Annotated in this window: 13 protein-coding genes and 1 pseudogene; 9 read left to right on the top strand and 5 right to left on the bottom strand. The window is 71.8% G+C overall.

Features of this window, described 5'->3' with window-relative positions:
• Window positions 1–24: 24 nt before the first annotated feature.
• Genes IMZ11_RS19200 through IMZ11_RS19165 form a run of 8 tightly spaced genes read left to right on the top strand, consistent with a single transcriptional unit; the run spans window position 25 to window position 8,198 of the window.
• Window positions 25–393, top strand: a complete 369-nt coding sequence (locus tag IMZ11_RS19200; RefSeq protein ID WP_228643349.1) for an NADH-quinone oxidoreductase subunit A — start codon at window positions 25–27, stop codon at window positions 391–393.
• Complete coding sequence (locus tag IMZ11_RS19195) at window positions 384–1,715, top strand: hypothetical protein (protein ID WP_228643347.1); 1,332 nt, start codon at window positions 384–386, stop codon at window positions 1,713–1,715. Before IMZ11_RS19200 ends, IMZ11_RS19195 begins: the two co-directional genes overlap by 10 nt.
• Window positions 1,708–2,622, top strand: a complete 915-nt coding sequence (locus tag IMZ11_RS19190) for an NADH-quinone oxidoreductase subunit H (protein WP_228643345.1) — start codon at window positions 1,708–1,710, stop codon at window positions 2,620–2,622. Before IMZ11_RS19195 ends, IMZ11_RS19190 begins: the two co-directional genes overlap by 8 nt.
• The gene (locus IMZ11_RS19185) at window positions 2,622–3,140 is read left to right on the top strand and encodes an NADH-quinone oxidoreductase subunit J (protein ID WP_228643343.1); all 519 of its coding nucleotides are present in this window, start codon (window positions 2,622–2,624) and stop codon (window positions 3,138–3,140) included. The genes IMZ11_RS19190 and IMZ11_RS19185 overlap by 1 nt, the downstream gene beginning before the upstream one ends.
• Before the next feature lies 1 nt (window position 3,141).
• The gene (gene nuoK / locus IMZ11_RS19180) at window positions 3,142–3,447 is read left to right on the top strand and encodes an NADH-quinone oxidoreductase subunit NuoK (RefSeq protein WP_228643341.1); all 306 of its coding nucleotides are present in this window, start codon (window positions 3,142–3,144) and stop codon (window positions 3,445–3,447) included.
• On the top strand, window positions 3,444–5,303 hold the full coding sequence (locus IMZ11_RS19175; RefSeq protein ID WP_228643339.1) for a proton-conducting transporter membrane subunit: 1,860 nt from the start codon (window positions 3,444–3,446) through the stop codon (window positions 5,301–5,303). Before nuoK ends, IMZ11_RS19175 begins: the two co-directional genes overlap by 4 nt.
• A 1-nt stretch (window position 5,304) precedes the next feature.
• A complete protein-coding gene (locus IMZ11_RS19170) occupies window positions 5,305–6,795 on the top strand; it encodes a NuoM family protein (RefSeq protein WP_228643337.1) in 1,491 nt (496 codons plus the stop codon).
• Window positions 6,796–6,800: 5 nt separating this feature from the next.
• The gene (locus IMZ11_RS19165) at window positions 6,801–8,198 is read left to right on the top strand and encodes an NADH-quinone oxidoreductase subunit N (RefSeq protein WP_228643335.1); all 1,398 of its coding nucleotides are present in this window, start codon (window positions 6,801–6,803) and stop codon (window positions 8,196–8,198) included.
• A gap of 79 nt (window positions 8,199–8,277) precedes the next feature.
• On the opposite strand, the gene IMZ11_RS19160 is transcribed toward IMZ11_RS19165, so the two are convergent.
• The 4 genes from IMZ11_RS19160 to IMZ11_RS19145 all read right to left on the bottom strand — a co-directional run bounded on the left by IMZ11_RS19160 (window position 8,278) and on the right by IMZ11_RS19145 (window position 13,036).
• Window positions 8,278–9,057, bottom strand: a complete 780-nt coding sequence (locus tag IMZ11_RS19160; RefSeq protein WP_228643333.1) for a class I SAM-dependent methyltransferase — start codon at window positions 9,055–9,057, stop codon at window positions 8,278–8,280.
• Between the two features lie 137 nt (window positions 9,058–9,194).
• A complete protein-coding gene (locus IMZ11_RS19155) occupies window positions 9,195–10,550 on the bottom strand; it encodes an MFS transporter (protein WP_228643331.1) in 1,356 nt (451 codons plus the stop codon).
• A gap of 192 nt (window positions 10,551–10,742) precedes the next feature.
• On the bottom strand, window positions 10,743–12,167 hold the full coding sequence (locus IMZ11_RS19150; protein ID WP_228643329.1) for an NAD(P)/FAD-dependent oxidoreductase: 1,425 nt from the start codon (window positions 12,165–12,167) through the stop codon (window positions 10,743–10,745).
• Between the two features lie 353 nt (window positions 12,168–12,520).
• Window positions 12,521–13,036 (bottom strand): DUF421 domain-containing protein, encoded by a 516-nt coding sequence (locus tag IMZ11_RS19145; protein WP_228643327.1) that lies wholly within the window; start codon window positions 13,034–13,036, stop codon window positions 12,521–12,523.
• Window positions 13,037–13,067: 31 nt separating this feature from the next.
• On the opposite strand from IMZ11_RS19145, the gene IMZ11_RS19140 reads away from it, so the two are divergent.
• Window positions 13,068–13,247 (top strand): hypothetical protein, encoded by a 180-nt coding sequence (locus IMZ11_RS19140; protein ID WP_228643325.1) that lies wholly within the window; start codon window positions 13,068–13,070, stop codon window positions 13,245–13,247.
• A 244-nt stretch (window positions 13,248–13,491) separates the two neighbouring features.
• Here the strand turns inward: IMZ11_RS19140 and IMZ11_RS19135 are convergent.
• Window positions 13,492–13,931 (bottom strand): annotated as a pseudogene (locus IMZ11_RS19135) (hypothetical protein); the annotation flags it as partial.

Below are 13,931 nucleotides of genomic sequence, written 5' to 3'. Positions count from 1 at the left end.
ACCACCGGGGAACGTGGGGGACATATGGCCACGGTTGGGGGGCAAGTGGACATCTGGGCCGGTGTGTTCGCTCTGGTCATCGTGATGACAGGCGCGGTGGGTGGCATGTACGCCCTCGCGCCGATCACCCGCATGCCCGGCACCGTGGAGGCGGGGCCGTTCCTGTCCGGCGCGCGGCCGAGGGAGCACGCGGTGTCGCGGTACCACGTCCGGTGGTACCCGGTGACCCTGCTCTTTCTCGCCTTCGACATGGAGATGATCTTCATGTACCCGTGGGCGGTCGTGGTCGCGCAGGTCGGCGCGGTCGCGCTGGCGGAGATGTTCGCCTTCCTGATCCTGCTCATGGTGGGCGTCGGCTACGCCTGGCGTGAGGGGGCGTTCCGGTGGACCTGAGCAGAGTGCTCCTGCGGTTCGCGGCGGGTCGCCCCCGCCCGCTCGTGGTCACCGCGCCGCATGGCACCGCCGTACGGCTGCTGGTGGAGGCCGAGCTCGCGCTCAGGGGTTGGCGTACCGCCGACGCTCCGGCCGGGGCGTGCCTGCTCGTCGTCTGCGGGACGCCGGAGAACGCGCTCGCGCGGGCGGTGCGTACGGTCTGGTCCGGGATGGCCGCGCCGAAGGCGCTGGTCGAGTTGCCCGCCGACGGTGCGGGGGAACGGGTGGCCGCCGAACTCGACGCGGCGGTCTCCCGGCTGGCCGACGTCCGCGCCCAGCACGAGGAAGCCGCACGCGGGCACGAGTACGGCGCACGCGGGCACGGGCGCAAGGGGCCCGGCGAGGACGAGCAAGGGCATGGGCATGACGGGGGCGGCGGGCGCGAGGACCACGACGGGAGCGGTCATGAGCACCACGACGGGGGCGGTCATGAGCACCACATGGGCCTCCCCGGCGGCGTCCGGATGGCCGAGCGCGGTCCCGACCGCGACGGGCTCACCCTCGACCGGTTGCACGTGCCGCTCGGCCCCGTCCTGCCGTACTGGCCGGCCGGGCTCGTCGTGGAGACGACGTTGCAGGGAGATGTGATCCAGGAGGCCGCAGTCCGGGTCGCCGGAGGAGCGGGCGGGGATCGATTCTGGGACGAGCCGTGGCTGGCGGCCCTCGCGGGGCGGCGGGTGACACGCGGTGAGGCCGCGCGGCGCACGGCGGGCGCGCATCTCGACAGCCTCGGTCGGCTGCTCGCGACGGCGGGTTGGGCGGGGGCGGCGGTCGAGGCGAGGCGGCTGCGTGACCAGGTCCTCGGTGAGCGGCCGCGCGAGGAGATCACCCGGCGTTATGACAGGTTCGCCCGCCGGGTCGGGCGCTCACGCCCGCTGCGCTGGATGCTGCGCGACCTCGGCCGGATCGACCCGCGAACGCCCTCCCCGGTGGGGGACCCGCGCGGCCCAGGACGTTCGGACGGCCCTCATACGCACGGGGAAGCCCCGTCTGGTCTCACGGCCGGGGACATGCCGGGGTGGGCTCGGGGCGACGTGCTGGCCCGGACGCGCGGATGGCTGGCCGGGACGGGCGCCGCGCTCGACGCCATGGACGACACCGCCGCGCTGGACGACGACGAGGGGCCACGGGGACCGGTCGGCGACCACCCGTCGGAAGGGGTGCTCGCCCTGCTCCCCGGCCTGCTGGCCGGAGCGGAACTGGCTGCCGCGCGCCTGATCGTCGCGAGTCTCGACCCGGACATCGACCAGGTACGGCCCGAGCGTGTGACAGCCCATGGGTGAGGCGGCGGCCGCCGGCCACACGCTGGGGGCGGCGGTCGTCCTGCTCGCGGTCCTCGCCGTTCTGGCGGCGGGCGCGGCCGCCTTCGACGCGAGCCTCGCGGTCGGTCGGCCTGCCATCGGGGACCCGTTCCGGGAGGCGGTGCGGTTCATGGTGCGGCAGCGGCGGCGCACCCTGCTGCCTGACACGCTGCTCCTGCGGATCGGGGTCTGCGGGCTCCTCCTCGTCGCCGTGCTCGCCGGGGTGGTGCTGCCCCTGGGGGAACACGCGGTGGCGGATCTGCCGGTCGGCGTCGTGTGGTTCAACGGAATGGAGGTCTGCGTCTGGGGCGCTCTCTGGCTGACCGGGTGGAGCGTCAACTCGGTCTATCCGCTGGCCGGCGGCTACCGCTTCCTGGCCCAAGGCCTGGCGTACGAACTGCCGCACATGTTCGCGCTGATGACGGCGGCGCTCGGGGCGGGGTCGCTGCGCGTGAGCGAGGTGGTCGCGGCGCAGCGCGGGCTGTGGTTCGCGGTGTGGATGCCGGTGGCCTTCGGCGTCTACCTGCTCTCGGCCGTCGCCATGGCGTTCTGGGGCCCGATGAACCAGGCGGTCGGACCGGACCTCGCGGGGGGAGTGCGCGCGGAGCTGTCCGGCCCCGATCGGCTGACCTTCGAGATGGGACGTTACGTGCTGCTGGTGGTGGCGGCCGGGGCGGCGGTCCCTCTCTTCCTCGGAGGCGGCGCGGGGCCGGGGCTGCCGCCGTGGGCGTGGACGGCGACCAAGACGGTCGCGGTGCTCGCGCTGCTGGTCTGGGCCGGGCACCGGCTGCCGACGATCAGGATGGACCGTTTCATGGAGCCGGCCTGGCTGATCCTCATCCCCGCCATGCTGCTCCAGATCCTCGTCGTCGGGATCGTGGTGCTGTGATGGCGCAGGCCGTGGCGTTCTGGGTGCTCGCCGTCGTCGCCGTGGCGAGCGGCGTCGCGGTGTTCGTCACCGGCTCGATGGCACGGGCGACGTTCGCGCTGCTGGCGTCGCTGCTCGCGGTGGGCCTGACCTTCCTGCTGATCGATCTGCGGTACCTGAGCTTCCTGATCATCGTCATGATGGTCATGGAGATGCTGATCATGGTGGTTTACATGGTCATGTACATGATGAACCCCGCCGGGCTCATGCCGATGACGATGGTCCACAACGAGCGCGGCGCCGTCGTCATCGCGTCCGCCGTCTTCGTCCTCCTCGCGACCGGGATCCTCCTGACGCCGTGGCCGTCCCGGCGGGGTACGCCTCCGGCCGACCCGACCCGGCAGCTCGGTTTGTCGATCATGGGGCCGCGGATGCTCGTGATGATCGTCATCGGGCTGGCCATCCTCGCCACGATGGTCGCCGCGATCGTGCTGGCGACCGACCGGGGCAGGTACGACCACGCCGGACGGGGGCGCTGAGGTGAACCTGCAGACGTTCCTGCTCCTCGCCGCCGCCCTCTTCTCCGTCGGCGTGTACGGCGTGTTGTCCCAGCAGTCCGTCGTCATGGTGATGATGGGCCTGGAACTCATGATCAACGGCTTGATCGTCGCGGGCGGCGCCTTCTGGTACCACGTCGCCCCGGCGAACGCCGACGGCCAAGTTCTGGTCCTGGTCGCGATAACCGTCATGGCGCTGGAGATGGCCATGGGCTTCGCCGTCACCACGGCGCTCTTCCGGGCGCGCGACGTCGACATGACCGACGGGGCCGGGGACCTGAAGGGGTGAGCGCGCCCCTCTTCCTCCTGCCAGGACTGCCTGGACTGCCCGGCGTGGTCGGGGCGTTGATGGCGGTCGGGGGCAGGGGGACCCAGCGGTTCGCGCCGACGGTGGCGGTGATGGTCGCCACGGCCACGCTCGTCCTGGCGGTGCTCACCGCCGTGACCCGGCCGACGACGTCCGTGCCCCTGTTCGCCGGGCTGCGCTCGGGGGCGCGGGTCGACGGCCTGTCCGCCGTGATGGTGGTGACCGTGTCCGCCGTCGCACTGGCCGTCCTCGTCTTCGCCACCGGAGAGATGCGGGCGGAGGAGTCGTGCGGCCGGTTCTTCGGGCTGATGCTGCTGTTCACCGGTGCCATGCTGGTCACGGTCACGGCCGCGGACCTCGCCATCCTGCTGATGGCGTGGGAGGTCATGGGCGCGATGTCGTACGCGCTGATCGGCTTCTGGTGGCGTGCGCCCGACCGGGTCAGATCGGCGGACATCGCGTTCGTCACGACGCGGGCGGGGGATCTCGGCCTCTACCTCTCCACGGGCGCCGCCCTCGCCGCGACGGGGTCGGTCGGCCTGGCCGGGCTCGGGGAGAGCGCCCGCCCGTGGCGCGACATCATCGCGGCGGGGATCGTGCTCGCCGCCCTCGGCAAGTCGGCCCAGCTGCCGTTCTCATTCTGGCTGTCCCGCGCCATGGCCGGGCCGAGCGCGGTGTCGGCGCTGCTCCACTCGGCCACCATGGTCGCCGCCGGGGCGTACCTGCTGCTCCGGACGCAGCCGCTGCTCACCGCCACGGGCTGGGCCGCCACACTGGTCGCCTGGGCGGGAGCGCTGACGGCGCTGGCGCTCGGCGCGGTCGCCGTGGCGCAGCGCGATCTCAAACAGCTTCTCGCGGCCTCGACCTGCGCGCAGATCGCCTTCATGGTGCTCGGCGCGGGCGTCGCCGCCGTGGCCGGGGGAACGGCGCAGCTCGTCGCGCACGCGGCGGTCAAGAGCCTGCTCTTCCTCGGCGCGGGCGCCTGGCTGGCCGCGCTCGGCACCAAGGACATGGGCGAGCTGCACGGCGCGGCCCGGGAGTATCCGCTGGTCGGGATCACGTTCGCGGTCGGCGGCCTGGCGCTGGCGGGGTTGCCGCCGCTGTCGCTCTGGGTGAGCAAGGACGCCGTCCTGACCGTGGCCGCGGACCAGTCCACGCCCCTGTATCTCGTCTCGCTGGCCGCGGCGCTGCTGGCCGCCGCGTACGCCATGAAGGCCGTCATCGCGGTCTGGCTCCCGGCCGACGCGGAAACGCGACGCGACACCGAGCGGCGAGGCACCCGCCGCGTCGGCCTCCCCGAACGTGTCCCCCTTCCCGCGCTCGCCCTGGTGGCCGTGCTTTTCGGCGTGGCCGGGATCCCCGCGGTCTTCGACGGCTGGCGCCGCCTGGTGGGCGCTCCCGCCGAGCCCGGTCCCGCTTTCGCCGAACTGCTCCTGTCCGGGGCGCTGGCGGTCGCGGTCGCGCTGGTCGCGCTCGCCGCACGGCGAGCGCGCGTGGCGGCGCCCGGGTTCCTCCGCGAGTGGCTGTTCCTGGAGCGTGGGGTGATCGCCGTGGTGTGGCGCCCGCTGGTCGCGCTGGCGCGGGCGCTGGCCCGCTTCGACGACCGGGTGATCGACGGGTTCGTGGGCGGCGTCTCCCGCACCGGGATGGGCCTGGCCGCACTGATGCGAAGGACGTTCGAGAAAGGCGTCGACGACGTCGTCCGGGGTGTCGCCACCGGGGCAGCCAGGTTGGGCGCGCTCGCCCGGCGCCCGCAGACGGGTCAGGTGCACACCTACTTCGCGCAGGCCGCGGTGGCGCTTCTCGTGCTCGCGGTCGTCGTGGCGCTGGTGGTGTGACGTGCTCTCTCTGGTGATCTTCCTTCCCTTGGCCGTCGCCGCCGCCGTCCTGGGCGTACCGGCGCTGCGCGACAAGGCGGTGGTCTGGCTGTGGATCGCCGCCTCGGCCGCCGATCTGGTCCTGGTCGCCGTCATGTGGCTCGGGTACGGGGGCGGGGTCGGCTACGAGACGAGGCTGCGCTGGATCCCGACGCTGAACGCCGGATACCACGTGGGCGTCGACGGCCTGTCGTTGCCGCTCATCGCGTTGACCGCGGTGCTGTTCCTGATGTGCGCGATCTTCTCGTTGCGTGACACCGCGCGGATCCGCGCCTATGCCGCGCTCTTCCTCTTCCTGGAGACCGTCTCCCTCGGCCTGTTCTCCGCGCAGGACCTGCTGCTGTTCTTCGTCTTCTTCGATCTGTCGATCGTCGGGATGTACTTCGTGATCGCCGGATGGGGGCACGGCGACCGCGCGCGGTCGGCGCTGAAGTTCTTCCTCTACACCTTCCTCGGATCGCTCGCGCTGCTCCTCGGCTTCATCGGGCTGTATCTGGGCAGCGAGCCGCACACCTTCGACCTGGTGGACCTGACCCGCGAACCGCCCTTCGCCACGGCTCCGGGAGGCGCCGCGCTCGTGCTGCTCGCGGTCGCCGTGGGGCTGGCCGTCAAGACGCCGACCTTCCCCGTGCACACCTGGTTGCCCCCGGCGCACACCGACGCCCCGGCCGCCGGGTCGGCGATCCTCGCCGGGATCCTGCTCAAGATGGGCACGTACGGCTTCGCCCGCATCGCGATGCCGGTGCTCCCCGGCGCCTGGCAGCGGCACGCCTGGGTCGTCGTGGCGATCGGCCTGATCAGCGTCCTGTACGGAGCACTGGTAGCGCTGGCCCAGGACAACATCAAGCGACTGATCGCTTACACGTCGATCAACCACATGGGGTACATCGTGCTCGCCCTCGGCGCCGCCGGGCTCGCGGGCGGCGCGACCGCCGCCAGGGAACTGGCCGTGACAGGGGCGGTCACCCAGATGGTCAGCCACGGGCTCGTCACCGGGGCACTCTTCCTGCTCGCCGGGATCTTCTGGGACCGGGCGGGAGACTACGACCTCGACCGGTACGGAGGCATCGCGGAACACGCCCCGGTCTTCGCGCGGCTGACGGCGGTGGCGGCGTTCGCCTCGCTCGGCCTCCCTGGGCTGTCCGGATTCATCGCGGAGTTCCAGATCTTCGCCGGGGTCATCGGCACCGGCCTGGTGGGCGCCGTGGTCGCGGGCGCGCTCGCCGTCGTCGGCATCCTGATCACCGCGGCCCTGTTCCTGCGGGTGCTCCACCGGGCGTTCCTCGGCCGTCCAGGTGAGCTGACCCCGCGGATCACCGACGTACACGGCCACGAACTGGGCGCGATCATGCCGCTTCTCGTGTTGTCCGTGCTCATCGGTGTCATGCCGTACCCGCTGCTCCGGCTGATCGAGCCGTTTTCGGCCTCGATCGAGTCGCTGATGGGCCGCTGACCCCGATGGGCGCGAACCCCCTCGGTCTCCTTCCCGAGATCCTGCTCCTCGCGGGGGCGGTCGCGGGTCTCGCCGCCGGCACCTTCGCGCCGCGCGAGCGGCAGGGGATCGTCGCCTGGATCTGCGGGGCGGCGCTCGTGGCCGCGCTGGGAGCCACGGCGGCCGCCGCCGGAGGGCCGAGCGGAATGTCCTTCGCCGTCTACGCCTCGGACGCGCTCACCGACGTCACCCGCGGCACCGTGAGCGCGACCACGCTGCTTGTGATCGTGTTGGCCCGCGGCTGGGTCCGGAACGACCGGCGGGAGACCGAGGTCTACGTCCTGATCCTGCTGGCGGCCCTCGGCACGATCATCCTCGCCGGAGCGGGCGATCTCCTCGTCTTCGTCGCCGCGTACACCCTGGCGAGCGTCCCCGCGTACGCGCTGGCCGGGTTCGGCAAGGACGCGCATGGGACTGAGGCGGCGCTCAAGTACTACCTGATGGGAGCGTTCCTCGGCGTCCTGATGCTCGCCGGGGTGACGCTGCTGTATGGCCTCTCCGGTGCGACCGACTACCTGCCCATGGGCGAGCGGCTGGCGTATGTCCCGGGCGCCGCCGTCACCTGCGCCGCCGTACTGCTGCTCGCGGGAGTGCTGTTCAAGGCCGGTGCTGTGCCCGCGCACTTCTGGATCCCGGACGTGGCCCAGGGCGCGTCACCGGTGATCGCCGCGTTCGTCACGACCGTTCCCAAGATCGGCGCCTTCGTGGCGCTGTACCGCATGGCCGCCGAGATCTTCGCCGGAGTCGGATCCCACTGGAGTGCGATCATCGTGATCCTTGCCACGGCCACGATGACGCTGGGCAACCTCGCCGCCTTCCACCAGGACAACGTCCGGCGCCTGCTCGCGTACTCGACCGTCAGCCAGGCGGGTTACCTGCTCGTTCCCGTCGCCGTCGCGGGTCACGGCGGCCTCGCCCGTACGGCGGTGTTGTTCTACGTGGCGGGCTACGCCATCACGAACCTCGGCGCCTTCGCCGTGGTCGTCGCCACGCGACGGGACACGCTGGCCGACTACTCCGGGCTCGCCCGCCGCTCGCCGGGGCTGGCCCTCGCCCTCGTCGTCTGCCTCCTCGGCCTGGTCGGGACCCCGCCGACCGCCGTGTTCATCGGCAAGGTCCTGGTCCTCACGGCGGCCTGGGACGCCGGGTACGGCTGGCTCGCGGTGGTGGTCGTCGTCAACACCGTGGCCAGCGTCTTCTACTACCTGCGGTGGATCGTGCCGGTGTTCACCCGGGCGGACGTGGAGCGTCCCGCGGGCGGCGAGGAGGCCGGTGAGGCGGCGCCCACCGGCATCGCCTGCCTCGCCGCCGTGATCTCGGTGCTCCTCGGTTGCGCGAGCGGGATCGTGTTCGCCCTCGGGTGACCATCCGGCCGTGCCCCGCCCCGCCTCGCCCCGCCCCGACCGGCGTCCACCGGCGCCGACGGGCTCAGTGCGTACGCGATCAGGCGTGGCCGTTCCGGCCGGGCAGCGTGACGCGGATCTTGGACTGCTTGGGAGGAAGCCGCTCCCAGTCCTCCATGAAGGTCGCGACGAGCCCGTGCCTTCCGGCCAGGTCGATCAGCGTCTCGGTGTGGTAGTAGAAGTCCTCGCGGAGCACCTGGTGCTCCTTGCCCTCCGTGCGGTCGAAGGTGAAGTCGAACCAGCCGTCGGGCGCCAGGACGCGGCCCACGTGGGCGAAGCACTCCTCGATCACGTGCAGGGGTGAGTGGGAGAACACGCTGTGCGCGTGCACCACGTCGAAGTGCCGGTCCGGCAGGAAGGCGAACTTCAGGTCCCTGACCGGCGTGAGATTGGGCAACTTCTCCCGCAGGCCGTACTCGATGATCGTGTTCTGCGCCGCGATGAGGATGTCGGGCGAGATGTCGACGCCGAAGTAGTGGCCCGTGTCCAGATAGTCGATGAGCAACCGGCCGGCGCGCAGGTTGCCGCAGCCGATCTCCAGGATGCGGTGCTCGGGCCGCAGACCGTGCTTGAGCAGGTAGTCGAACTGCGTCCGCCCCATCTTGATCCAGCGCTCGCGCGACTTGCTGCCCACCGCCGAGTACGGACTGCGCGCGGTGTCCGACCGCATCACGGCCCGGTAGTAGCTCATGTGGTCGGGACTGCGCAGGCGCAGCCAGGCGTCCCTCGCCAGCCGGCGGACATGGCGCGGGACCCTGCCCGGGTGCTGGATGGCGTAGACGGCCTGACGGACGAGATTTGAACGATCCTTGTTGTGCACCGTGGTTTCCGTATGGCTCGGCGTTACTGGTCACGTTGGTCCCGTAGAGGATGCCAGTAATCGACACGTCACGCACGGTCACCGGACGGGATGGATCGGACGATCTCGGTGCCGAACCTGGTCGCCGGTCGCCGGGATCAGGTGGTCGCGGGGGCGGTCGCGTCCGCCATGCGCTCCGCGGTCAGGTCGTACTTGAGCGTCATCAGCACGCCGGCCAGGGCGATCAGCGCCGGGACGATCGTCAGGCCCACGATGACCGCGGTGTACGCGCTGTCCGGCTGGGTGACCGGGTTCGCCGGATCGGAGGAGAGGAAGCCGCCGACGGTGAGCACCGCGCCGTAGATCGTCACGCCGAACGCCTGCACCGCGCTCTCGACCGCCGTCCACAACCCGGTGAAGACGCCGCCACGGCGCTTGCCGCTGACCGCGCCGTCGTAGGCGATGACGTCGGCGAGCATGGAGAACCCCAGGAGCTGGAGCCCCGCGTAGCCCACGCCGACGACCACCACGCACAGGTGCGCGTACAGCGAGCCCAGCCAGGGAGTGGCGACGGCGAGCAGGGCGCCGACGGTGAAGAGCGTGCCGGAGAGGATCATGGCGCCGCGCTTGTCCAGCCTGCGGGCCAGCCACACCCACAGCGGCATCGTGACCAGCATCGGCCCGACGAGCGCGGCGAACAGCGTGCTGGTGGCGCCGGTGTCACCCAGCGTGTACGCGGCGAAGTAGGGGGCGCCCGCGAGCATCACGCCCGCGCCGAGGGTCTGCGCGCTGCAGAGGGCGAGCAGCCACAGGAACGGCTTCGACGTGCGCGCGGCGGCGAGCTGGCCGCGCAGCGTCCCCTCGGCCTCCTGCGGCCCGGTGAACGGGGCGCGCGCGGTGCCGAAGAAGGAGCCGAACATGGAGACCAGCAGGACGACCGCGAAGATCAGGCCCATCAGCCGGTACCCCTCGATCGACTTCCCCGCGAGGGCGGGCGCGAGGATCCCGCTCATCGCGATCGCGATCGCGACGAAGACCATCCGCCACTGCAGCAGCGACGTCCGCTCGTGGTAGTCGGTGGTCATCTCGGCCGGCATCGCCTTGTACGGCACCTCGTACAGCGCGTATCCGGTGGCGGCCACCAGGAACGTCACCCCCACGAAGATCGCGGCGGAGGTGCCCGTCAGCGGCGGCCCGATGAACATCAGCCCGAAGGACAGGGGCAGGATGATCGACCCGGCCAGCATCCACGGCCGGCGCGGACCCCAGCGCGACACCGTACGGTCCGACCACTGGCCGACGAGGGTGTTGATGACCAGGTCCCAGGCCTTGGGCAGGAAGACGATGACGCCCGCGAGCAGCGGGGGGACCGCCAGCACGTCGGTCATGTAGATCAGCAGCAGCAGGCCGGGGATCGCGGAGAAGTTGGCGGTGCAGAACGACCCGACGGCATAGCCGAGCCGAACGCCACGGGGCACGGTCAGGGGGGAGGGCGTCGCCGCCGGGGAGACCATGGGCGACATTCAAGCCGAGCAAGCGCCTGGCCGGAAGACACGAGCCGGACACGATGACGCCTCAGGTGAGGCCCATTCGGTAAACGATCTCGTCAACCGCGAGAACGCGCCCGCGCCACCGGACACCGGCGACGCGCGGCGAATTCACAGCGAATTCACAGAGAACGCGTACCGGGCGCACCACGGCGAACGTCACAGGCCGTACTCCTCCAGGAGATAGAGCCAGATCTCGCTCACGGTCGGGAACGCCGGAACGGCGTGCCACAGCTGGTCGAGGGGGACCTCGGAGGTCACCGCGACGGTGGCCCCGTGGAGCAGATCGACCACCGCGGGGCCGGCGAAGGTGACGCCGAGCAGCACGCGGCGGTCCTCGTCGACGACCGCCTTCGCCCGGCCGGTGTAGCCGTCGGCCTGGAGGAACGCGCCGGCGACCGCGCCCATGTCGTACTCCACGGCGCGTACCGCGAAACCGTCGGCGCGGGCCTGGGACTCCGTGCGCCCGACCACGCAGACCTGCGGGTCGGTGAAGATGACCTGAGGGGCGCCCCGGTCGTCGGCGGTGTCGCGGAGCGCCGGCAGGTCGTCGGGGAGGCCCTTGGCGCGGGCGGCGATCACGTCGCCGCACACCCGGGCCTGGTACTTACCCATGTGGGTGAGCAGGTTGCGCCCGTTGACGTCGCCGACGGCGTAGAGCCAGCCGTCGGGGACGCTCGTCGCCCGCATGCTCGCGTCCACCTCGATCGGCCCGTGCGCCTGCAGGCCGACCGTCTCCAGGCCGATGTCGCCGACGGCCGCCCGGCGGCCGGTGCCGACGAGGATCTCGTCGGCCTCGATCCGTGTGCCGTCGTCGATGTGGACGGTCACCGGGCCGCCCGGGATCGGGCGCTCGACACGTACGGGCGAGCGGCCGAAGCGCACGTCGATGCCCGACTGCTGGAACGACTTCGCCAGCAGCTCGCTGGCGAACGGCTCGGTCCGGGCGAGCAGGCGGTCGCCGCGTACGAGCATGGTCGTCTCCTGGGCGCCGAGGGCGTGCAGCGCCTGGGACATCTCACAGGCGACGGGCCCGGCGCCGATCACGACGAGTCGCTTCGGCACCTGCTGGACGCTGGTCGCCTCCCGGTTCGTCCACGGGCGTGCCTCCCGCAGCCCGGGCACGTCGGGAATCGCGGGATCGCTGCCTGTCGCGATGACGACGGCGTGCCGGGCCCGCAGCGTCCGGGTGCCGCCGTCCGGTGTCGTCACTTCGGCCCGCAGAGGCCCGGCCAGGCGTCCCCGGCCCCGGACGAACGTCGCCGGGACGTTCTCGATCCAGCTCACCTGGCCGCCGTCGTCGAGGTGGGACACGGTCTCGTCGCGGCGAGCCAGCACCGCGGCGGCGTCGATCGGGCCGCGCAGCTCCAGCCCCGGCATCCGGCTCACCTCGGCCGCCAGATCCACGGGCCGCAGGAGCGCCTTGCTCGGGATGCACGCGTAGTAGGCGCACTCACCGCCCGCCAAGCGCTCCTCGACGACGGCCGCCGTCAGACCACCCCGTACGGCGCGACTGGCGACGGTCTCCCCGACCGGTCCGGCACCTATCACGATCACGTCGAAGACGTCGTTACCGTCCGCCATGGCACCCCCCGTTGGCGCAGGTCGCCCTGCCACGCGACCAGCGTGCCTCGCGTCAGTCTTTCATCGCGTCGGGCGAGGCCACGGAAAGTCACGGGCAAGGACGCATGCTTTGGCGCCGGTTGTCCGTCCGTAGCCGCCGGCTCGGGCACCGTGCTGTCGGGCCGGGTCCAGGCGGTGCGGGCCGAGGTCCGTCGACATCGGGGGTGCGGTGCCGCCATCTGCACGGCAAGGAGGCGGGCCACGTCCTTCGCCGTCCGCTCGGCCTGGGCGGCGCGGTGTCTCCGCTTCGGCGGCGTCGAGCTTGTCACGTGGACCGGCCGCCTCAGCGGTCGCTGCGGCGTGGCCGTCGCGGATCACCCTGTAGCGGTGATCGAGGGCGGTTCGGCCGGTTGGTGCGGCAGGACGGAAACGGCGCCTTTGGCTTCGAAGATGGCGAGGTGGATGCCTGCCGTGCTGTGGTGTCCGTGTTGGCGCAGCACGGCGTCGAGGTCGGCTTCGGTGAGCCCGCAACGGCGCAGGTTCCCCTGGTTGACGTGTCCGTCGCGGATGAGGATCCGCAGTGGTGGGTCGACGAGCCGACGGATGACCGGGAGAAACCGCAGCCTGGTGATGACCGCGTGGCCGGCGAGGATGGCCAGCAGCGCCGCGGTGCCGGTCAGCCACGAGGCATCGGACGCGGTGGCGGTACGTCCCACGAGGGCGCCGACCGCGACGGCGGCGACCCAGTCGAACGGGGCGAACTCCGCGATGGTGCGGCGCTCGGTGAGCCGGAAGGCCACCGCAGCGGTCAGGAACAACGCCAGCCCTTTGACCGCGGCGTAGGCGGCATGGTGCCAGTCACCGATCAGGGCGTCGCCGAAGCTGTCCATGGCCGGCCGCCGTCAGCCGGGATCCACAACGATGATCTTCAACGCCAGCGGCAGGGACAGAGCCGCCAAGATGAACCCCCATATCGATGACAGTGCGGCGCCGTTTCACCGCCACTGTGGCGTCGGCGGCCACCTGCCCGCCTTCAACGACCGGCCGCAAGCTCCTGATGGCCTCGCAGGGTGGGCATTTTCCCGTGCCGTGGGCGGATGAAACATGCCTGGTGGGCCCGTTCAGTCTGCGGGCAACCTCGGCAGCCGACGCCATCGATCCGCGGGCACGACGACATGGCACTGACGGCGACCGCCTGCGCGGCGGCCGTCATGCCCCTTCGGGATCCCGGGCGAGGACCGATCGCCCACCGTCGACCGGCCCGCACCTCATCGCTAGGACACAGCGCCTGCCGGACCCGTCGGAAGCGGGACCGGCTAGCCGGTGAAGGTCGCGTGACAGGCCACTAACCGCGGACGTCCGCGCAGACCACGTGCGCGCCGATCTCGATCATCCGGCGTTCCGTGTGGGCGTCGGCCACCCGCGCCATGAGGACCGGCGCCTCGCTGGCCGCGAGCTGCGGCAGCCGGGCGCGGACCCCACGGTGGATGTCCCGCACGATGTCCTCGGCCGCCGACGTGTGCACCTTGACGTGCAGCATGATGCCGGACGAGCCGGAGACCGTCCGGGCCTCCGAGATCCACACGTGGTGGACGAGCGGCAGGTCGCGCAGGATCTCCGCGATCGCGACCCGCAACGCGGGCAGGATCGGGTGATGTGTCCTGCGGTACCCGGGATCGACCACCTGCATCGCGCCGGACAGATGCTGCCGCGGCGCCGGAATCCAGGACGGTGAGAGAGGGCCGGGAGAGGGAGTGGGGGGCGGGGAGGGAGTACGCACCGGTG

Origin of the sequence: Microtetraspora sp. AC03309, from assembly GCF_020826795.1 — a bacterium.
Lineage (GTDB): Bacteria > Actinomycetota > Actinomycetes > Streptosporangiales > Streptosporangiaceae > Microtetraspora > Microtetraspora glauca.
Note: the sequence above shows the minus strand (reverse complement) of the source record. Positions and strands in the feature narration are given on the sequence as shown.

Bases quoted from the DNA above. Each gene is read 5' to 3' on its own strand.
- IMZ11_RS19200 (WP_228643349.1), top strand. From the start codon at position 25: ATGGCCACGGTTGGGGGGCAAGTGGACATCTGGGCCGGTGTGTTCGCT.
- IMZ11_RS19190 (WP_228643345.1), top strand. From the start codon at position 1,708: ATGGGTGAGGCGGCGGCCGCCGGCCACACGCTGGGGGCGGCGGTCGTC.
- IMZ11_RS19185 (WP_228643343.1), top strand. From the start codon at position 2,622: ATGGCGCAGGCCGTGGCGTTCTGGGTGCTCGCCGTCGTCGCCGTGGCG.
- IMZ11_RS19165 (WP_228643335.1), top strand. From the start codon at position 6,801: ATGGGCGCGAACCCCCTCGGTCTCCTTCCCGAGATCCTGCTCCTCGCG.
- IMZ11_RS19155 (WP_228643331.1), bottom strand. From the start codon at position 10,550: ATGGTCTCCCCGGCGGCGACGCCCTCCCCCCTGACCGTGCCCCGTGGC.
- IMZ11_RS19150 (WP_228643329.1), bottom strand. From the start codon at position 12,167: ATGGCGGACGGTAACGACGTCTTCGACGTGATCGTGATAGGTGCCGGA.
- IMZ11_RS19145 (WP_228643327.1), bottom strand. From the start codon at position 13,036: ATGGACAGCTTCGGCGACGCCCTGATCGGTGACTGGCACCATGCCGCC.
- IMZ11_RS19140 (WP_228643325.1), top strand. From the start codon at position 13,068: ATGATCTTCAACGCCAGCGGCAGGGACAGAGCCGCCAAGATGAACCCC.